At 69.1% G+C, this 18505-nt stretch carries 18 protein-coding genes; 7 read left to right on the plus strand and 11 right to left on the minus strand.

The window, feature by feature from the left end:
• Window positions 1-67: 67 nt before the first annotated feature.
• Window positions 68-1765: a PHP domain-containing protein gene (locus KUTG_RS45650; protein WP_043726169.1), complete on the minus strand. Its 1698-nt coding sequence runs from the start codon at window positions 1763-1765 to the stop codon at window positions 68-70.
• 266 nt (window positions 1766-2031) lie between these two features.
• On the opposite strand from KUTG_RS45650, the gene KUTG_RS45655 reads away from it, so the two are divergent.
• A complete protein-coding gene (locus KUTG_RS45655; protein WP_043726171.1) occupies window positions 2032-3072 on the plus strand; it encodes an aldo/keto reductase in 1041 nt (346 codons plus the stop codon).
• Window position 3073: 1 nt separating this feature from the next.
• Here KUTG_RS45655 and KUTG_RS45660 read toward each other — a convergent pair whose 3' ends face one another.
• From KUTG_RS45660 to KUTG_RS45675, 4 genes are all read right to left on the minus strand, one after another.
• A complete protein-coding gene (locus KUTG_RS45660; protein WP_043726172.1) occupies window positions 3074-4018 on the minus strand; it encodes a PD40 domain-containing protein in 945 nt (314 codons plus the stop codon).
• Window positions 4015-5247, minus strand: coding sequence for an MFS transporter (locus tag KUTG_RS45665; RefSeq protein WP_043726173.1), 1233 nt, complete (start codon window positions 5245-5247; stop codon window positions 4015-4017). The genes KUTG_RS45660 and KUTG_RS45665 overlap by 4 nt, the downstream gene beginning before the upstream one ends.
• Window positions 5248-5256: 9 nt before the next feature.
• On the minus strand, window positions 5257-6876 hold the full coding sequence (locus tag KUTG_RS45670; RefSeq protein WP_232241292.1) for a discoidin domain-containing protein: 1620 nt from the start codon (window positions 6874-6876) through the stop codon (window positions 5257-5259).
• A 279-nt stretch (window positions 6877-7155) separates the two neighbouring features.
• Entirely contained in the window at window positions 7156-7701 is a 546-nt protein-coding gene (locus tag KUTG_RS45675) for a winged helix-turn-helix transcriptional regulator (RefSeq protein ID WP_043726175.1), read from the minus strand.
• Window positions 7702-7791: 90 nt separating this feature from the next.
• Between KUTG_RS45675 and KUTG_RS45680 the strand changes: the two genes are divergently transcribed.
• The 3 genes from KUTG_RS45680 to KUTG_RS45690 all read left to right on the plus strand — a co-directional run bounded on the left by KUTG_RS45680 (window position 7792) and on the right by KUTG_RS45690 (window position 11350).
• Complete coding sequence (locus KUTG_RS45680) at window positions 7792-8673, plus strand: haloalkane dehalogenase (RefSeq protein WP_043732975.1); 882 nt, start codon at window positions 7792-7794, stop codon at window positions 8671-8673.
• An 8-nt stretch (window positions 8674-8681) separates the two neighbouring features.
• Window positions 8682-9095 carry an SDR family NAD(P)-dependent oxidoreductase gene (locus KUTG_RS45685; protein WP_198047559.1) on the plus strand — a complete coding sequence of 138 codons (414 nt, stop codon included), beginning with the start codon at window positions 8682-8684 and terminating at the stop codon, window positions 9093-9095.
• A 641-nt stretch (window positions 9096-9736) separates the two neighbouring features.
• A complete protein-coding gene (locus KUTG_RS45690) occupies window positions 9737-11350 on the plus strand; it encodes a glycoside hydrolase family 99 protein (RefSeq protein ID WP_157495253.1) in 1614 nt (537 codons plus the stop codon).
• 11 nt (window positions 11351-11361) lie between these two features.
• Here the strand turns inward: KUTG_RS45690 and KUTG_RS45695 are convergent, their stop codons facing one another.
• The 3 genes from KUTG_RS45695 to KUTG_RS45705 form a co-directional block, all read right to left on the minus strand.
• Entirely contained in the window at window positions 11362-12147 is a 786-nt protein-coding gene (locus KUTG_RS45695; RefSeq protein ID WP_052396190.1) for a class I SAM-dependent methyltransferase, read from the minus strand.
• 89 nt (window positions 12148-12236) lie between these two features.
• Window positions 12237-12797 (minus strand): XRE family transcriptional regulator, encoded by a 561-nt coding sequence (locus tag KUTG_RS45700; RefSeq protein ID WP_043726176.1) that lies wholly within the window; start codon window positions 12795-12797, stop codon window positions 12237-12239.
• Window positions 12798-12892: 95 nt separating this feature from the next.
• Window positions 12893-13159 carry a hypothetical protein gene (locus KUTG_RS45705; RefSeq protein ID WP_043726178.1) on the minus strand — a complete coding sequence of 89 codons (267 nt, stop codon included), beginning with the start codon at window positions 13157-13159 and terminating at the stop codon, window positions 12893-12895.
• Window positions 13160-13285: 126 nt separating this feature from the next.
• Between KUTG_RS45705 and KUTG_RS45710 the strand changes: the two genes are divergently transcribed.
• Window positions 13286-14599, plus strand: coding sequence for a M4 family metallopeptidase (locus KUTG_RS45710; RefSeq protein WP_052396191.1), 1314 nt, complete (start codon window positions 13286-13288; stop codon window positions 14597-14599).
• 118 nt (window positions 14600-14717) lie between these two features.
• The gene (locus KUTG_RS45715) at window positions 14718-15638 is read left to right on the plus strand and encodes an NmrA family NAD(P)-binding protein (protein ID WP_198047560.1); all 921 of its coding nucleotides are present in this window, start codon (window positions 14718-14720) and stop codon (window positions 15636-15638) included.
• Here the strand turns inward: KUTG_RS45715 and KUTG_RS54800 are convergent, their stop codons facing one another.
• A complete protein-coding gene (locus tag KUTG_RS54800; protein WP_052396192.1) occupies window positions 15639-16388 on the minus strand; it encodes a VOC family protein in 750 nt (249 codons plus the stop codon). It lies immediately after the preceding gene.
• A gap of 330 nt (window positions 16389-16718) precedes the next feature.
• Between KUTG_RS54800 and KUTG_RS45725 the strand changes: the two genes are divergently transcribed.
• Window positions 16719-16973, plus strand: coding sequence for a hypothetical protein (locus tag KUTG_RS45725; RefSeq protein WP_043726181.1), 255 nt, complete (start codon window positions 16719-16721; stop codon window positions 16971-16973).
• Between the two features lie 196 nt (window positions 16974-17169).
• Here KUTG_RS45725 and KUTG_RS45730 read toward each other — a convergent pair whose 3' ends face one another.
• Entirely contained in the window at window positions 17170-17835 is a 666-nt protein-coding gene (locus KUTG_RS45730) for a helix-turn-helix transcriptional regulator (RefSeq protein WP_052396193.1), read from the minus strand.
• 47 nt (window positions 17836-17882) lie between these two features.
• Window positions 17883-18500, minus strand: a complete 618-nt coding sequence (locus KUTG_RS45735) for a helix-turn-helix transcriptional regulator (protein ID WP_043726184.1) — start codon at window positions 18498-18500, stop codon at window positions 17883-17885.
• Window positions 18501-18505 lie beyond the last annotated feature (5 nt).

An 18505-nucleotide genomic window follows, 5' to 3' on the forward strand; every position in this document is an offset into this window, starting at 1 on the left:
CCAGCGAGTGGATCAGGTGGTCCGCTCTCCCGCAGCGAGCGGCTGCCGGTGTCGACGCCGAAGACCGTCACGACGGCAGGACCCACAGGGGGTTGCTGTAGAACCACAGGTCCTTCCACGGGTCGGCCGAGCCGAGGACGTCCATCGCCGGCCCGACCGGGTCGACCGCCGCGCCGCGCAGGCCCACGGCGGTGCGGTTGCCGTCGGTGCCGCGCACCCGCACGTACTGCGCCGCGCCGACCTTGCCCAGCGGGTAGGTGAAGTGCGCGGTGCCGGTGGACTTGTTGACCTCGAAGGACTTCGCGACCTTCGCGGTCGGCGCGACGAAGCCGTCGCGGTCGGTGGCGGGCCCGGTCACGTTGCCGGTGATCACGTCGATCCGGGCCAGCCGCGGCACGAACTGGGCCCAGTTGGGGCCGTTGGCCAGGTCGATCGAGATGACCAGGTCGACCTCGGCGCCCCGGCGCACGTGCAGCATGCCGCCCAGCGTCACCTCGTCACGGCCGTTGCGGGCGCGCAGCCGCACGTCGAGGCCGCTGATCAGGCCGCCGTGGTCGACCCACACCCGGCCGGCGCGGATGCCGTCCATCACCGACGCGTACGAGAAGTCCCGCGAGCCGACGTGGGTGCGGGAGTAGTAGCCCGGCCAGAAGTCGCTGTCGGTCAGGTTGAGGTCGCCGCCGTAGACCGGGTCGTTGTACTTGCCGTTCTTGGTGAAGTCCGAACCCGGGCCGCGCACCGCGTTGTCCGCGTACACGTTGTGGGAGTCGGAGTTGGCGGTGATCCACCACGGCTTGCCCTCGGCCAGCAGGCTGTCCCACAGCCCGCCGACGGTCGCGGTCATCCAGTCGAAACCGCCCCAGGTGCGGTAGCTCTCCAGCGGGTAGCCGGGGAAGGAGTCCGCGCTCGGGCTGTTGTCGTAGCCGCCGCGGCCGCTGCCGGGGCCGTGCGGCGCGGGGATGCCGGCGCCCTGGTGGCCCGGCGCACCCTCCATGCCGACGGCGATGGACGGGGCCGCGTCCCGCCATGCGCGGATCTCGTGCGGCGAGTCGATTCCCTTGCGGGCCGGGTGGTTGGCCAGGAACAGCGCGTCCTGCACGCGGCGGCGGCGCACCGCGTCGGCCAGGAAGTTGACGCCGGCGATGGCCATCGCCTCGTTGGCCGGCGTGCCGGCGGTCGTGCCCTTGACCGAGCCGTCGAAGGTGTTCTCGAACTCCTTGAGCAGCGGCAGCTCGTTGCGGCCCGGGTGCACGAAGACGGTGCCGTGCTCGGCGGCCGGGATGTTCCACTCCAGGCCCTGGAACACCAGCGTGTCCTTGACCTTGTCGCGGGCGGCCACGATGTCGGGGTTGACCTTGTCGACGCCGATCTTGGCGTGCTCGTTGCTGCCGTGGTCGGTGATGACCATCCAGTCGAGGCCGTAAGCGCTGGCGTGGCGGACGTGGTCGAGCACCCGGTACTTGCCGTCCGAGCTGTACTGGGTGTGGATGTGGTGGTCGCCGGCCAGCCACAGGAAACCGTTGCGGGGCGGGCGGTTGCGGTCCGGGCCCGCCGCCGCGGTGCCGGCTGCGCCGGCCAGCACGCCGGCCGAGGCCAGGCCCGCGCCCAGCAGCCCGGCGCGGCGGAACATCGATCTGCGTGACAGCTCGTCCGGGCTCAGCTCCTGATCCGGGACGGCGAGATCGGCCGCCGCCGGCAGCTCCTCGTGCGTGTGGTCGTGGCTGTGGCCGTGATCGTGGCCGTGGTGATGGTGATGCTGTCCCACCGGGAAACCTCTTTCGCCGCTCGCCGACACGGGCGTTTCGGGCGAAGCCTCACTTGTCCGGACAAACCGCACCCAAACGCCATATGACGCGGAGGTGTCCATCCCGCAGCCACGGCGAAGGTGTGCGCGCCATCGACACGCTTCGGCACAGCCGGTCCCGGGCCGCGCGCGGTTCGTGACCGAGTCGTGCGTCACTTGATAACCGGAGAGCTCTCCGATAACGTGAAGGCATACGGAGAGCTCTCCGGTTCTAGTGAGAGGCAGTCATGGAGTACGTGAAGCTCGGGGCCACCGGCCTGGACGTGTCGCCGATCGCCATCGGCGCGATGACCTACGGCGAGCCGGACCGGGGCCATCCCGTGTGGTCGCTGGCGGAGGAGCAGGCCAGGCCGCTCATTCAGCACGCGCTTGAGCGGGGCATCAACTTCTTCGACACGGCCAACATGTATTCGCAGGGCTCCAGCGAGGAGATCCTCGGGCGGGCCCTGCGCGACTTCGCCGACCGGGACGACGTGGTGATCGCCACCAAGCTGCGGCACCCCATGCGGTCCGGGCCCAACGGCAAGGGCCTGTCGCGCAAGGCGATCATGACGGAGATCGACCACAGCCTGCGCCGGCTCGGGACCGACTACGTGGACCTGTACCAGATCCACCGCAACGACCCCGGCACCCCGCTGGAGGAGACCCTGGAGGCGCTGCACGATCTCGTGAAGGCCGGCAAGGTCCGCTACCTCGGCGCGTCGTCCATGCACGCCTGGGAGTTCAGCAAGGCCCTGCACATGCAGAAGGCTCACGGCTGGGCTCGGTTCGTGTCCATGCAGGACCATTACAACCTGTTGGCGCGTGAGGAGGAGCGCGAGATGCTCCCGCTGTGCGCCGATGAGGGCGTGGGCACGATCGTGTGGAGTCCGTTGGCGCGCGGCCGTCTCGCGCGGGCCTGGGACGACGCCGGCACTGCCCGGTCCGAGACCGACGGCGGCTTCGCCGACATGCTCTACTCCACCCCGGACAGCGACCGTCGGATCGTCGACGCCGTGGGTTCCGTCGCCGCCGCTCGGGGAGTCAGCCGGGCCCAGGTCGCCCTTGCCTGGCTTCGCGCCAACCCCGTCGTCGTCGCGCCTTTGGTGGGGGCCAACTCCACCCGTCACATCGACGAGGCCGTGGCGTCGCTGGATGTCGTGCTCACCGCCGAGGAGATCGCCCAGCTGGAGCGGCCGTACACGCCTCGCTACGACTTCCAGGGCATCTCCAGCGACGCCGAGCTCCAGCGCATCGCCGCCCGCATCCCGCAGATGACGACGTCCTGAGTCAGCCGGTGACGGCCGGGGAAGCGGCGTCGCCGGCCAGCTTGCGGGGCGAGCCGGAGCCGTCGGCCGGGACGGACCAGACGGCGTTGTCGAGTCCATAGAGGACGGTGTGGTCGTCCGCCCAGAGGGCTTGGTCGTCGACGCTGCGGGTCTCGGCCAGCGGGGTTTCCTTCAGCGTGGCCAGATCGAGCACGGACAGCCGCCAGACGCCGTCGCCGACCTTCTTCTTGAACGCCACCCGGGTGCCGTCGGGGGACAGCGACGGGCATTCCACGTTCTCGCGCAAGGCCTTCCCGTGATAGTGGGCGTAGTCGCCCTCGACCAGGTACGTCTTGCCCAAGCTGGCGAGGGTGGCGTAGAAGCGGTTGCCGTCGGGGGCGAAGGTGATGCCCCAGAAGTTGGCGTCGGAGGCGAAGTACCGGCGGCCGTCGACCTGCACGGCCAGCTCCTCGATCGTCTTGACCAGCCGGCCGGTGTCCACTTCGTACAGTCCGGCCCGGGTGGAGAAGCCGGTGGCGGCATAGGAGTCGCCGGTGACGAACAGCGTCCAGTAGACGAGCCTGCCGTCGGGGGAGACCCGGGCCCGGCTGGGGGTTCCGGGCAGGGACTCCTTGTGCTTGATGGCGAGGTGGTCGTCGAGGACCAGGACGTCGGTCACGGCCGGGAGCGTGCCGGGCTGGACGGCCAGGCACACGGCGGTGTGCTTGGCGACCGCGAACCGGTCGCAGCGCAGGCCGCTGACCTGGGGCGTGGCCGCCGGGTTGGACAGCGGCACGGAGGCGATGCGGCCGGTGGAGACGGTGCGGTACAACAGCTGGCCGGGGGCGAGGGTGAGCTGGGCCGCCGGGCCGGCCTCGGCGTTGTCGTGTCGGGAGCCGAGGGTGAACGCGACGGCGGCGACGATCAGGAGCACGGTGCCGCCGACGGCGAGCAGGACCTTCTTCATGGGCGTACCGGCCTTACGAATGCGGCGGCTAGGGCGACGGCGGCCAAGGCGGCCGCGGCGACGAACACGGCCGGCCGGAGGTCCCACAGCGTCCAGGCCAGTCCGAAAAGGACAGAAGAAAGCATCCGGGCCGCCGCTTGCCCGGTCTGCACGACGGCGAGCCCGGTCGCTCGCAGCCCCGACGGCACGAGCGGCCCGGCGGCGGCCATGAGCACACCATCGGTGGCCGCGTAGAACACGCCGTGCAGACCGAGGGCCACCACCGCGAGCCAGAAACCGGCCTGCGGTCCACAGATGAGCACCAACGCCAGGCACAGGGCGACATGGCCGCCCAGGAACACCGGCCACCGGCCGATCCGGTCGGCGAGGCGGCCGAGCGGCACGGCCAACAGCAGGTAGACGCCGGCGGTTCCCAGGGGCAGGAGCGGGAAGTAGGTCGCCGCGACGTCCCAACGACGTTGCAGGAGCAGGTAGATGAACGAGTCGCCGACGGTCACCAGGCCCAGCAGGGCCGCCCAGATCGTGATCCGCCGGAAGTCCTTGGACCGCAACAGGCCGAACGCGGCCCGCAGCGACACGCCGTCCCGGTCGACCACGGCCGGCCGGTCGCGGACGAACAGGACCAGCAGCAGCACCGCGATGGCCGCGATGCAGAAGCTGGTGAAGAACACCGAGGTGTAGCTGCCCAGGCTCAGCGCCAGCACCGCCATTGCCACCAGCGGGCCGAGAAAGGCGCCCACGGTGTCCAGCGCGCGGTGCACCCCGAACGACCGGCCGAGCGCACCGGGCTCACTGCTGAGCGAGATCAGCGCATCCCGCGGGGCGGTGCGGATCCCTTTCCCGGTGCGGTCGGCGGCCAGGACGACGCCGATCGCCGCCACCGAGGAGCCGGCGGCGACCAGACCCAGCTTGCACACCGCGGACAGCCCGTACCCGAGCCCGGCGACCGCCTTGAGCCGCCGCCACCGGTCGGCCAGATGCCCGCCGAGCACCCGCACCACCGCGGTGGCGCCGGCGTAGAGCCCGTCGAGCAGACCGAACTGCAACGGGTTCAGACCCAGGCCCAGCACCAGGTAGAGCGGGAGGACGGCGGTCACCATCTCCGAGGAGACGTCGGTGACCAGGCTGACCAGTCCGAGCGCGACGACGTTGGCGGCGACCCGCCGCAGCGCCGGTTTCCGGTCGTTCCCGGCCGCCAGATCCGAGGTACGGCTGGCCGCGATGTACATGCCGACTCCCTACTGGTGGCAGGTGTAGGTCGGGCTGCTGTCGAGGGTCTTGCCGTCCACGCCGATCAGCTGCGTCTGGAACGTGGTGTCCGTCATGGACAGCTTCAGGATCCCGTACGTCTTCAGCAGCTTCGCGGTCGTGGCGTGCTTGGAGCCCAGATCGTACAGCGAGGCCCCGCCGGAGCCGCCGACGATCTCGACCGGCCCGTTCTGGTCGGACTTGCCGCTGGCGTCCTGCGGCACGAACCGCTCGTAGTCGTGGTCGTGTCCATTGAGGACGAGGTCGACCTTGTTGGACACCATGAGGTTCCACAGCTGGATGCTGTCGGGATTGTCGCCGTGGTCGCCCGAGCTCCACCGTGGGTGGTGGTAGTAGGCGGCGACGCAGCCCTTGGTGTTGGTGGCCAGATCCTGCTTCAGCCAGGCCAGTTGGTCGGACCCGGTGTCGTCCGGGGCGAAGTCGTCATGGGTCATGTACGCGCTGGAGTCCAGCGCGATGAAGTGCCAGTTGCCCATGTCCCAGCTGTAGTACCGCTTTCCGTTCGGCTGGGCGATCGAGCCGAAGTACTTGTCGTAGCCGTTGTACTTCGGACTGTCGTAGGTGTCGTGGTTGCCGGGCACCGGGCGGGTGATGCTCTTGAACTTGCCCCAGGTCTTGTCGTAGTAGGCCTGGTAGTCCGACAGATGGGCGTCGTCGTACTGGCTGTCGCCCATGGTGATCACCGCCGCCGGCCTCATCTGGTCGACCAGCTTGGCCGTCTTGACGTGCGCACAGCTCGAACTGCTCGCGGTGCACCGCTCGGCGATGTCGCCGGCCGCGGCGAGGATGAACGCCCCGCTGCCGCCGGCCTTGGTCTTCACGGTGATCGGGGCGCCGGCCGGCGACAGGTTGCCGGCGGTGTCCCGGGTGCGGACGGCGTAGGTGTAGCTGGTGTCGGCGGCCAGGCCGATGTCGGTGTAGGCCGGATCTTCGCTGCTGGCCACGGTTTTACCGTCGCGGAGGATGTCGTATCCGGCGACGGCGACGTTGTCCGTGGCGGCCTGCCAGGTCAGGGCGACGCTGGTGTCCGTGGTCGTGCCGGCGGTCAGACCGGCCGGTGTGGACGGTGGCTGGGTGTCGCCCGCGGAGTCGGCGACACCGAAAACCTGCATCTCCCACAGGGAATAGCCGTAGCTGGTGCCCCGGGCCAGGCCGACCAGGCGCACGTACCGGCCGTGCGCGGAGAGGTTGGTGAGGTCGTCGGTCTTGCCGTCACCACTGTCGACGGCGGAGACCGTGGTGAAGTCGGTGCCGTCGTCGGAGATCTCGACGCGGTACTGCTTGGCGTAGGCGGCTTCCCAGTTGAGCAGCACCCGGTGGACGGTCGAGGCCTGGCCCAGGTCGATCCGCAGCCACTGCGGATCCTGGCCCTCGATGCTGGCCCAGCGGCTGGTGGTGCTGCCGTCCACCGCCTTGTCGCCGGTGAACGAGGAACCCTCGATAGTGGAGGTGGCGACCGGTTTTCCTTGGGACAGCAGGACATCGGCCGCCCGGGTGGCGGCCGAGGCGACAACGGCGGTGGGAATGAGCAGTGCGGCGGCGATGACGGGTATGAAGCGACCGGATGGTCGTAGGCGGGTGGAGGGCACGTCGCGCTCCTTCAGGGACCTTGGCGGTGGCAGGCGGCGGACCTAGGTGAACAGGAGGTAAACGGTAAAGAAACTTTCCTAACTAGGGCCGACTGTAGCGATGTGTGATCGGGCTGACAAGACGTGTCACAACCGTGAATCGGTCAAGTGGACTTATCGTTCGGCGTGTAAAAATGGCGCGCGCCAACGCGTTGCGAGATCTGCAACGAAGTCACGGGTAATCGAGCGGACCTCGCTCTCGGGCGAGCCGCGATTGCGTTCCGTGCAACGCTCGGGTGCTCAGTCCTCGGCGGCCCGGGGCCCGCGACCGACGGTGATCGGTTCGAGCAGCAGGCGCGGCCGGCCGATCTGAGCGGAGACGGGGTCCAGTTCGCCGGTGGGCGGCTGGTAGCCCGGGCCCGGCTCGATGCGGATGTCCGGGACCGGGACGAGGCCGCCGCAGGACCGGCAGTGGTTCTCCTCGTCGATCAGCCCGTTGTCGGCGTCGTGACGCAGCGCGCGCTTCACGCCGTCGGGCGAGTAGGACTCGTCACCCCAGTGCAGCAGGGCGCGGATCGCCGGCCACAGCGCCACGCCACGGTCGGTCAGGCGGTACTCGACCACGCCGCCGTTCTCGTCCCGGCGGAACACGCCCTCCTGCACCAGCGACTTGAGCCGGCTCGTCAGCACCGCGCGCGGGATCTTGAGCTGGGTGGCGAAGTCGCCGAACCGTCGCACGCCGAAGAAGGCGTCGCGGACGATCAGCAGCGTCCACCGCTCGCCGACCACCTCCAACGCCCGGGCCAGGGAGCAGTTGGGCTCGGCGTAGGTGCTGGGAAGGGCCATGTCGCCCAGTCTACCTCGTCGGTTCGCTAAATGAACTGCCCCGTGCTACCGTGTAGTTCAGTGAATGAACTGCCGGTCGGAGGAGTGACGATGTCGACCCGCCCGTACGCCGAGAAGAGGTTCGCCGAGATCAACGGCGTCCGGATGGCCTACCTCGACGAGGGCGAGGGGCCGGCGATCGTGTTCCAGCACGGCAACCCCACCTCGTCCTACCTGTGGCGCAACGTCATGCCGCACCTGGCCGGGCTGGGTCGGCTGATCGCCTGCGACCTGGTCGGCATGGGCGACTCCGACAAGCTCACGCCGTCGGGCCCGGACCGGTACTCGTACCAGGAGCAGCGGGACCACCTGTTCGCGCTGTGGGAGCACCTCGATCTCGGCGATGACGTCATCCTCGTGTTGCACGACTGGGGCTCCGCGCTCGGCTTCGACTGGGCTCGCCAGCATCCGGACCGGGTGGCGGGCATCGCCTACATGGAGGCGATCGTCACCCCGCTGTCGTGGGACGACGTGCGGGGCGGGTTCCGGTCGACCTTCCAGGCCTTCCGTACCCCGGCCGGCGAGGAAATGGTGCTGCGGGACAACGTGTTCGTGGAACAGGTGCTGTTCCGGTCCATTCTCCGCGAGCTGAGCTCGCAGGAGAAGGAGGTCTACCGGGCGCCCTTCCTCGAACCCAGCGAGGACCGCCGTCCCACGCTGAGCTGGCCGCGGCACCTACCGTTCGACGGCGAACCGGCCGAGGTAGTGCGCATCGTCGAGGAATACGGCCGGTGGCTGGCCACCTCGCCCGTGCCGAAGCTGTTCGTCAACGCCGATCCCGGCGCACTGCTGATCGGCCGGCAGCGCGAGTTCTGCCGCACCTGGCCCAACCAGACCGAGATCACGGTGGCGGGCTCGCACTTCGTCCAGGAGGACAGCCCCGACCCGATCGGCGCTGCCGTGGCCGACTTCGTCCGCCGGATCAAGTCCTAGGAGTCATCATGTCTTCCGTGCTCATCACCGGCGCCTCCAAGGGCATCGGCCGCGCCATCGCCGTCGAGCTGGCCGGCCGGGGCCACCGAGTGGTCGCCACCGCCCGTCAGCCGGAGACGTTGGCCGACCTGGACGTCGACCAGCGGCTGCGGCTCGACGTCACCGACCAGGACAGCGTCGACCGGGCGGTCGAGGCCGCCGGCTCGATCGACGTGCTGGTCAGCAATGCCGGGGCCACCCTCCGGGCGCCGCTGGAGAGCGTGCCGCTGAGCGAGGTGGAGAAGCTGTTCCAGCTCAACACGTTCGGCGCGCTGCGCGTGGCGCAGGCCGTGCTGCCGGCCATGCGGCGGGTACGCCTTGCTGTCGTCCAGAGACTAGGGCAAGAGGGCTTCGTTTCTGACCGGAGCCCCCGACACAGGTAACGCACACAGGCTCGCTAGATCGACGACGCGGCACGACTGGAGCCCGGAACGAATTTGTTACAGTTGCGGTATATGACAGACGAAATTGCGCCCTCAACCGGCATCCGATTTACAAGCAAACCTATTGCGACGTTCACGCGGGAGGTCCTTAACTGCACTTAGCGCGTTTGCTTACCTCAGCCCTGAGAAAGGAGGCGACATACCATAAAGACGCCCTCGGTTTGTGAGAAGCTGATGCTGTTTCCTGACGGAAAGACTTTATATTGTTCAGGCTGAGACACCGTTGACTTGAACTTATATGGTACCGCGTCGGTGCGAGGTCAAAAGCACTGCCCTTGTTCCTAACGTCCGGATGGTACCACACGGTTCCTAAGGATACGAGTCTCACTAAGGGGGACTAACCCGGCCGAGCAGGCCCTGAAGGCACGCAAGGAAGCTCCGGACGGTGTGCCGTACATGCCGGTCGCGCTCGACTGGTGATCGCCTGGAACAACTGGAACAAGCCGGTTCTTCGCCACCGTCGGAAAATCGATGTTCACGGTTGCGAACATGAGGCTGTGGCTGGACACTGGGCGCTCCACCGTCTCCGACACGTCGCATGCCGCCACATCTCGTGTCGACTACCAATTCGAGAGTTCATCGTGCTGCGAAAGACACTTGTGGTCGCCACGGCATTCCTGGTCACGGCGGCGCTGGCACTGCCGGCGACCGCCGCCGTGACCCATCCGTCCGTGAAGGGCAAGGTGTACGCCGGCTACCAGGGCTGGTTCGACGCGCCCGGCAGCGGCTCGCCGATCAACAACTGGGTGCACTGGTCGGGCGGCACCGCGCCGTCGCCCGGCCACCAGACGTTCGAGATCTACCCGGACATGCGCCCGTACCCGGCCAATGACCAGTTCCGCACCGGCTACGCCAATCTCGGCAACGGCCAGCCGTCGACGTTGTTCTCCTCGTACGTCACGCAGACCGTCGATCTCCAGTTCTCGTGGATGCAGAAGTTCGGCATCGACGGCGCCGCCCTGCAGCGCTTCACCAGCGACCTCGTGCAGCCCGGTTCGGCCCGGTACAACCAGCGCAATGCCGTCACCGCCAAGGCTCGTGACGCGGCCCAGAAGTACGGCCGGGCCTTCTACATCGAGTACGACCTGTCCGGCATGACCGACGACCGCGAGCAGGCCGTCAAGAACGACTGGACCAACGTCGTCAAGAACTCCTTGCACCTGACCGATTCCTCGTCCTATGCCTACCAGGACGGCAAGCCCGTCGTCGAGCTGTGGGGAATGGGTGTCGTCGGTTCGGCCGCCAACATCAACCCCAGCCTCGATCTGGTCAACTGGTTCAAGGCCCAGGGCCTGTACGTGATCGGCGGCGTGCCTCGCGGTTGGCGCACCGACACCAATTCCAAGCCGGGTTACGCGCCCGTGTACCAGGCCCTGAACATGGTGTCCCCGTGGAACGTCGGCTCCCAGTCCGTCGACGGCTCGCTGTTCGCCGCCGACCTCAAGGCCTTGTCGGCCCGAGGCCAGGACTACCAGCCGGTGATCTATCCCGGTTTCGCCTGGTCCAACTGGAACGGCGGCGCCCGCAACATGATCCCGCGCAAGGCCGGCTCCTTCCTGTGGCAGCAGGCCGCCGCGCTGCGTCAGAACGGCGTCGGGCAGGCGTTCATCGCCATGTTCGACGAGTACGACGAGGGCACCGCGATCGCGCCCCTGGCCGAGGACTCGTCGATGATCCCCACCAACCAGTACTTCCTCACCGCCAGCGCCGACGGCACCTTCCTCTCGTCGGACTTCTACCTGCGCCTGTCCGGCGCCGCCACCAAGATGATCAACGGCTCCGCCCCGTTGACTCCCAACGTGCCCATCCCTCCCACCGACGGCCCCGTCGCCTTCCGTACCGGCTTCGAGCGCGGCCTCGACGCCATGCCCAGCACGGGGTCAGGCGTTGCGGTGGCCAACCATGTCCTCCGGGCCCAGGGCTCCTCGGCCAGCCGACAACAAGTGTTTACGGTGCACATTCCCGTGCAGGTCTCGACCAAGCTCAGCTACGACCTGTTGTCCGGCGGCGGGGTCACCGTCGATCTCCTGTACACCGACGGCACCTCGACCGCCGGTCCCGATGCCGTTTCCGCCACGTGGACCCATGTCTCCCGGGATCTCGGTGCGGCGGCGGGCAAGACCATCAGCGGCATCGTCGTGAACACCTCCGGCGCTCACGACGCCTCCCTCGACAACCTCCAGATCGCCAGCTGAGCCACGGGGCGTCACGACCTCACGGCAGCCCACACGGTGCGCTCGGTGTGGACGGCGAGATCGTCGCGACGAAGGAGGTTGTCGTCGGCGAGCAGCTCGTCCAATGCGGCAAGGTCGTCGGCGGAGATGATGTCGGCGACGGCGGTTCGCAAGCGGCGCAAGGTGGTCAGGGCGTAACGACCGACGGCGGGGGAGCGGGACTGTTCGATGTGGACGGTGATGGTCCGCTGGCCGTCCACGCGGAAACCGGCGTCGACGAGCATCGGACCCCAGTCGGCGCCGCGATGGGGCACGTGCGAAGCGTGCCGGTGGTGGCTGGCGGCGTGGCAGCGGTCCTCAAGGCCGTCCAGAGCGGGAAGAAAACGGGGCAGCCCAGCGAGTTCGACGACGGCGAGCAGGCCGCCGGGGGCCAGCACGGAGTGGACCTGACGCAGCGTGCGCACGGGGTCGGCCATGTGGTGCAGGGAGGCCGACGCCCACACGAGATCGGGGCGGTCGAGGTCGGGCCAAGCGTCGTCGAGGTCGGCGACGACGGTGCGCACACGGTCGTCGACGCCGGCCGCGAGGGCCTTCTCCCACAGCCGGGCCAGGTGCTCGGTCGAGGCGTCGACGGCGATCACCTCGGCCGTGGGGAAGTGCGTGAGCAGGGCGAAGGTGCCGGCTCCGGTGCCGGCGCCGAGGTCCACGATCCGGCGCGGCGGGGCCGCGACGGGCAGCCACGCGGTGATGGCGGCGGTGTGCTCGGCGAGCACCTCGGCGTCCAAATCGAGCATCTCGGCCTGGTCGGTGTTGGTCATGACGCCACCGTAGGGCGGCCGTGCGTCAGGAGCACAGCGCCTTGCGTAAATGGCAAGACGACGGGCCGCCGTCCTGCCGATCCGGCAAGTCAGTCGTCGGTCGGATGCCCCCGACGGGCGTCGCGGTCGAAGATGCCGAGGATCTCGCACGGCCCGCCGACGGAGCCGATCGCGTGCGGCAGCATGGTGGGGAACTCGGCGGCCTGGTTGGCCTCGACGCGCAGGCGGCGGTTGCCCAGCAGCAGGAAGGCGGTGCCGGAGAGAACCACGAGCCACTCGTGGCCGGCGTGGGCACGCATCCGGCTCGGGTCGTCCGGCGGGCCGGTGATGCGCTGCCGCACGACGCTCATGCCCGGCTCCGCCTTGATCGACCACCGCATCACCCCGTGCGTGCCGTCCAGCACCGGATTGACGATCACGTCGTCGGTGTCGGTCTCGACCAGCTGGTCCAGCGAGGTGTCCAGGGCGCGGGCGATGGCCACCAGCTGGTCGAGGGCCAGCCGGCGCTGACCGGTCTCGATCCGGCTCAGCGAGGACGGGCTCATCCGCGTGCGGCCGGCCAGATCCTCCAGCGACCAGCCCTGCGCCACCCGCAGCGCCCTGATGCGTTGCCGGACGAGGCCGTCCAGTTCGCCATCTGCTTGCGTCATACGCACAAGATAGTGCCTCTGGCGCACGCACTGGTACGAATAATCCGAATAGTGCACAACCCGCCGTTCGGCGGGTACGTCCCCTACTTCCAGCCCTAAAACAGTTGGTCCCGTTCGCTGACGATTTCCGCACGGGTCACGCCAGTTGACCTCCCTGCGGAAGGTTCCACCTCAATGCTCTCCACCAGAACTGCCGCGGTCGCGGCTGCCTTGGCCGCGTCCTCACTGATCGCGGGCGGCCTGGTCGGCTCCGGCACGGCGGCCGCGCAGACCGACCAGATCGGCACCGACGGCGCGGGCCGGGTCATCGCCGTCGAGCCGGCCACGCCGGTCGCGGCCCCGGGCGGGGCCAGCGCGGCCACGGCCGCTCAGGCCACCCCGGGCGGCTGGCCCAGTTTCGGGCTCTCGGTCGGCGAGCTGGTGCTCGACAACGTCCAGCAGCTGCCCGGCGGCAGCGTGGCCCGGCTCCAGCAGAAGATCTATTTCGCGTGCCGGTGTTCGGCGCGCAGGTGGTGCAGGACCTGGACGGCTCCGGCGCCCTGCTGGCCGCGGTCGGCAAGACCAGCCAGCGCAGCGCCGGCGCGTTCCCCGCCGACGCCGCGGCCGCGCAGGCCAAGGCCGGCAAGGCAGCGGTCTCGGCCGTGGCGGCGAAGGACAGCGCGGCCAAGGCTTTGCGCGCCGACGCGGCCCAGAACTACTGGTACGACGCCAGCCTGGGCACCGACGGCGCCGCGGCCACCGCCGTGCCGTCCTACTTCGTGCCGGTGCACGGGGCCGACCCCGAGGACAAGTGGACGGTCGTCGTCGGCGCCGACACGACCAAGGTCCTGGCCGTCTGGGGCGAGACCCGCAAGGCCGGCAACCGCGTGGTGTGCGACGCCAAGCGCAAGGTCGTCGACCTGGACGTCGCCACCGAGGCCGACATCCGCTGCGGCGCGAACCAGCCGTTCGGCGTGAGCCGCAGCGAGGGGCAGGCCGCCTCCGCGACCGCTGACGTCAACAACGTCTACAACTACTTCGGCGCGGCGCAGTCGTTCTACAGCCAGTACGCCAACTACGACCTGACCGCGAACATCGGCGCGAACTACGGCGACGGCCGCGGCAAGGCCCTGCGCGGCACCGTGCGCATGTGTGAGATCAGCACCGGCCGGGACGGCGTCCGCCGCCAGCAGTGCCCGTGGGCCAACGCCTTCTGGGACGGCGAGCAGATGGCCTTCGGCGAGGGCGTCACCACCATGGACATCACCGGTCACGAGCTGACCCACGGCGTCACCCAGCACACCTCCGGCCTGTCCGGCGGCTACGCGGCGGCCATCAACGAGGGCATGTCCGACGTCTTCGGCAAGTTCATCGCCCTCAAGGCCAACGACCCGAACGCCGCCGGCGCCAACCGCTGGCTGCTGGGCGCCGGCTCCTCGCTGGGTCAGGTGCGGGACATGAAGAACCCGGCCGACTCCGGCGAAGGCGCGAGCCCCGACCGGGTCAACGGCCAGTACTGGGTCGATTCCAACGGCGAAGAGCACACCGACGCCACGGTTGTCGGCAAGACCGACTACCTGATCACCGACGGCGACACCTTCAACGGGCAGACCATCCGCGGCATCGGCGAGAACAAGTCGATCGCGCTGTGGTGGAAGGTCGAGAACCTGCTGCGCTCCACCGCGACGTTCAAGGACCTGGGCAACGCGCTGAACACCGCGTGTGCCACCAACGTGCGGACCAAGGTCGCCGGCACCACCGCCGACGACTGCACCCAGGTGGCCAAGGCCGTGAAGGCCACCCAGCTGCTGCAGAACGCCTGAGGCGACCACGGGGTGGCGCGGCTTCGGTCGCGTCACACCGTTTCCCCGGACCTTGACGGTTCATTCACCGAACTGACCCGTGCTACGGTTCAGTGAATGAACCAAGGAGGTCTGTCATGTGCCAGTTGGACGCCGACTGATGGCCGGGCTGTTCCTGATCACGGGTGCGACCGGCAAGACCGGGCGCGGCACCGTCGACCTGCTGCTGGCCGGCGGGCATCGGGTGCGGGCGTTGGCCCACAACGACGACGAGCGTTCCCGGGCGCTGGCCGAGGCCGGCGCGGAGGTGGTGTTCGGCGACCTGCACGACCTCGACAGCGTGACGGCCGCGATGCAGGGCGTCAGCGGCGCCTACTTCTGCCACCCCATCCTGCCCGGCCTGGTCGAGGCCACCGTCACTTTCGCGCAGGCGGCGACCGAGGCCGGCGTCCGCTCGGTGGTCAACATGTCGCAGATCTCCGCCCGCCGCGAGGCCCGGAGCAACGCGGCACGGCAGCATTGGCTGGGGGAAAGGCTGTTGGACCGGACCGATCTGCTCACCGCGCACATCCGGCCGACGTTCTTCGCCGGGTGGCTGAAGCTGTGGTGGGAGAAGCGGGACGGGGAGGGTTATCTGCGGCTCCCGTTCGGCGAAGGCCGACACGCTCCGATCGCCGGATCCGACCAGTCGCACGTGATCGCCGCGCTGCTGCTGGATCCCGAGCCGCACGACCGCGCCGTCTACAGCCTGCACGGGCCGGTCGAGCTGAACCACCACGAGATCGCCGCGGAAATGTCGGCGACGCTTGGCCTTCCCGTGCACTACGACCCGATCAGCGTGGAGGAGTTCGCCTCGGCCATGACCGACCGGGGGATGCCGGCGCACCGGGTTCAGCACCTGAGCAACGTGGCCGTCGACTACCAGCACGGGATTTTCGCCGGTGTCAACGACATCGTCTCGCGGATCGGCGGCCGAGCGCCGCTGTCGGTCTCGCAGTACGTCACCGAGAACAAGGCCTACTTCGAGACCAGCGGGCCGCTCTTCGTGCCGCAGCCGTGATCACGGCCGTTCGGTGAGTTCGAGCGTGACGCCGCAGGCCTCCTCGGGCGGGACGACAATGCCGTTGTCCGTCTCCCTGAGGCGGACCTGACTGTCCAGCAACAGGTCTTTGGCCTGGGCGATGTCGCGGACGGTCAGCGTGACGACGACGCGGTCGGCTGCGGTGTAGTCGTCCGGGTCGAGGGCGACGATCGGGATGTCGCCGAAGACCTCGCTCAGGCCGAGGTCCTTTCCGTCGGTGACCACGCCGATCCGCTGGATGGTGTGCGCGGTGTTCGGGTGGGCCATCATCGGCGGCGTCCAGACGTGCTGCGGGGTAAGGCTTTGGCTGCAGAACAGCCGTAGCGGTGACCGGCCGACCTGGTCGAAGATCGAGGTACGGAAGGTCACCTCGGCCTTACTGCCGTCGGGCAGCAGCACATCGCGGCTGACCGTGAACGGATCCGTTGCCGTGACACCGGCTTCGCGCACCTCGGCCACCGCCGCGTCCGCGTCGTCGGCGTGCAGGGCGACGGCGATCAGGCCTTTGGGCGCCTGCTGGAACTCGCTGTTGAACGGCGTCGGGTTCACCACCAACAACAGCTCCAGGTAGGTGTCGTCGAACATCACGGTGTGGTTCGCGGTGCCCATCTCCGCGCCGTGGTCGCCCCGCGACGACAGTACGAAGCCTAGGCGTGCGTAGGCATCCCGGGCCGCCGTGAGGTCGTCGACCAGCACCAGGCCGTGGTCCAACCGGGTCAGATGGCGCATCCGTCGCTCCCTGCTCTCGACGTCTAAGTTACCATTCGTAACTTAGACGTCAAGAGGTCGGATCAGTCCGTCTGCGACCTGGCGGTGACAGTGGCCACCTGGAGCTCGGTTGCTGAGGGATTTCCCGGTATTTCCGCCGGCGGCGTTGAAGGGCCGTCGAGCGTGCCTATCGTTGCTGGTGTTGGGGAAATCAAGCCTTGAGGAGTGCGCATGTTTTCAACGCTGGCCACCCGTGGTGCGACGGCCGTTCGCGGCGCTGGGACTGACCGCTGCCGGCCTGGCGCTCGCCCCGGCGGCGGCCGACGCCGCGCCGGCCGGGGGCGGCGCGTTGTGGTCGCGTCGGACAGCGACTACACGGCGGTGTTGCAGTGGCCGAACCGCGGCGGTATGGAGACGACCGTCGTCGAGCCGGGCCGCTGCAGCTCCGCTGGGCCGGACGAGCGCGGTGACCTCATCGTGGTGCTGGCCAACTACCGTGGTGCCACCATCAACCTCGGTCACTGGTTCGGCGGCGGCTTCAACGAGACCGCCTACGCGCACGGGCAGTTCGGTGCCGGCACGGCCGGTTTCCAGGTCCGTTTCTGACCCGATCCGCTGCGGGCGCCGCCAGGTCCGCAGACATGTCGACGGCGTTTCCCCCACCCCCAGCGGGGATTCGCCGTCGACCACCATCCGGTCCACAGAGGAGCGTCATGCGCAAGCTCATCGCGTGCTGCACGGCTTCGCCTGCCCGCAGACCGGCCCCGGCGAGTGGCACCTGATCATCCTCTACTGAGCAGGCTCAGACCACGCCGGCCCGCATCGCGTACGCCACGGCGTGGGCCCGCGTGTGGAGGTTGTAGCGGGCCATCAGCCCGTGCAGCACGTACTTCACGGTTCGCTCCGAGTACGACAGCTCGGCCGCGATCTCGTCGGTGCCCATGCCCTCGGCCAGCAGCCGCAGGACATCGCGCTCCCGGGCCCCCAGCCCGGACATCGTGAGGCCGTTGGGTTCCAGGACGTCACGCCGCATGCGGGCGAGCTCGGTCAGCAGCTCGCCCTGCATGGCGGGCGGCAGGAAGGCCACGCCGCTGTGCACGGCCAGGATCGCCTGCACGAGCCGGGTCGCGCGGAGGCCTTCGCGCGGCAGCACCGCCGCCACGCCGCACTCCACGGCGATCAGCGGGTTGACCGCGCGGAAGTCGTCGGTGACGAGCACACAGCGCGGCGCCGGGTCGGCCTTCGACTGCGCGCGGATGGCGCGGACCCACGAGTAGGTGTCCTCGTCGGACTCCTCGATGATGACAACGACCTCTGCGCGGGCCTGGTCCTCGTCGGGGAGCACCCGCAGGCGGATGTCGCCGTCGAGCAGGCTGGCGGCGCCGAGCGCGCTGAGCGGGTCCGAGGCGTGCACGGCGACGTCGACGACCGCCGCCCGCGTGACGGGGCGAGGTGACTGCTGGATCATGGTTTCAGTTTCCGGTTCTCTACTTCACAGGCCCTCGACCGAGGGCGTCAGATGACGCCGGTGCGCATGGCGTATGCCACCGCGTGCTGGCGATTGCGCAGGTGAAGGCGGCTGTTGACGCCGTGGATGATGTTCTTCACGGTCCGCTGCGAGTAGCACAGCTTCTGCGCGATCTCGGCCGTGTCGAAGCCGTCGGCCATCAGCCGCAGCACGTCCACCTCGCGGGCGTTCATGTCCGTGAAGTTCAGGCCGCGGGCGGCCAGCACCTCGTGCTGGAGGTGCTCGGCCCGGGCGACCAGCTCGCCGAGCAGGTCGGCCGGCGAGGACTCGTCCCGTGAGGCCGCGGACGCGATGGCGTCGAGCAGACGCTCGTCGGTGGCCGCGGCTCGGGGCAGCACGGCCATGATGCGGCAGCGGACGGCGTCGAGCAGGTCGGATTCGCTGACCTTGTTGGCGATGAGGATCGCCGGGCAGTGCGGCACGTCCCTGCTGATCGCCGCCAGGTTCTGCGTGGTGAGCCGGTCCGGCACGAGGATCACGACGTCGGCGTCGGCCCGCGGTGGAGTGATCACCCGGACCTCGGGCCGGGAGGCGAGGTACCTCGTGATACCGGCGTGGCTGATCGGGTCGGATGCCTGCACGGCCACCCGGAAAGTCGGTCGCATGTCGA

Source organism: Kutzneria sp. 744 (assembly GCF_000568255.1).
Taxonomy (GTDB): Bacteria; Actinomycetota; Actinomycetes; order Mycobacteriales; family Pseudonocardiaceae; genus Kutzneria.

Bases quoted from the DNA above. Each gene is read 5' to 3' on its own strand.
- KUTG_RS45655 (WP_043726171.1), top strand. From the start codon at position 2,032: ATGGAGTACGTGAAGCTCGGGGCCACCGGCCTGGACGTGTCGCCGATC.
- KUTG_RS45660 (WP_043726172.1), bottom strand. From the start codon at position 4,018: ATGAAGAAGGTCCTGCTCGCCGTCGGCGGCACCGTGCTCCTGATCGTC.
- KUTG_RS45665 (WP_043726173.1), bottom strand. From the start codon at position 5,247: ATGTACATCGCGGCCAGCCGTACCTCGGATCTGGCGGCCGGGAACGAC.
- KUTG_RS45675 (WP_043726175.1), bottom strand. From the start codon at position 7,701: ATGGCCCTTCCCAGCACCTACGCCGAGCCCAACTGCTCCCTGGCCCGG.
- KUTG_RS45680 (WP_043732975.1), top strand. From the start codon at position 7,792: ATGTCGACCCGCCCGTACGCCGAGAAGAGGTTCGCCGAGATCAACGGC.
- KUTG_RS45685 (WP_198047559.1), top strand. From the start codon at position 8,682: ATGTCTTCCGTGCTCATCACCGGCGCCTCCAAGGGCATCGGCCGCGCC.
- KUTG_RS45695 (WP_052396190.1), bottom strand. From the start codon at position 12,147: ATGACCAACACCGACCAGGCCGAGATGCTCGATTTGGACGCCGAGGTG.
- KUTG_RS45700 (WP_043726176.1), bottom strand. From the start codon at position 12,797: ATGACGCAAGCAGATGGCGAACTGGACGGCCTCGTCCGGCAACGCATC.
- KUTG_RS54800 (WP_052396192.1), bottom strand. From the start codon at position 16,388: ATGCGCCATCTGACCCGGTTGGACCACGGCCTGGTGCTGGTCGACGAC.
- KUTG_RS45730 (WP_052396193.1), bottom strand. From the start codon at position 17,835: ATGATCCAGCAGTCACCTCGCCCCGTCACGCGGGCGGCGGTCGTCGAC.
- KUTG_RS45735 (WP_043726184.1), bottom strand. From the start codon at position 18,500: ATGCGACCGACTTTCCGGGTGGCCGTGCAGGCATCCGACCCGATCAGC.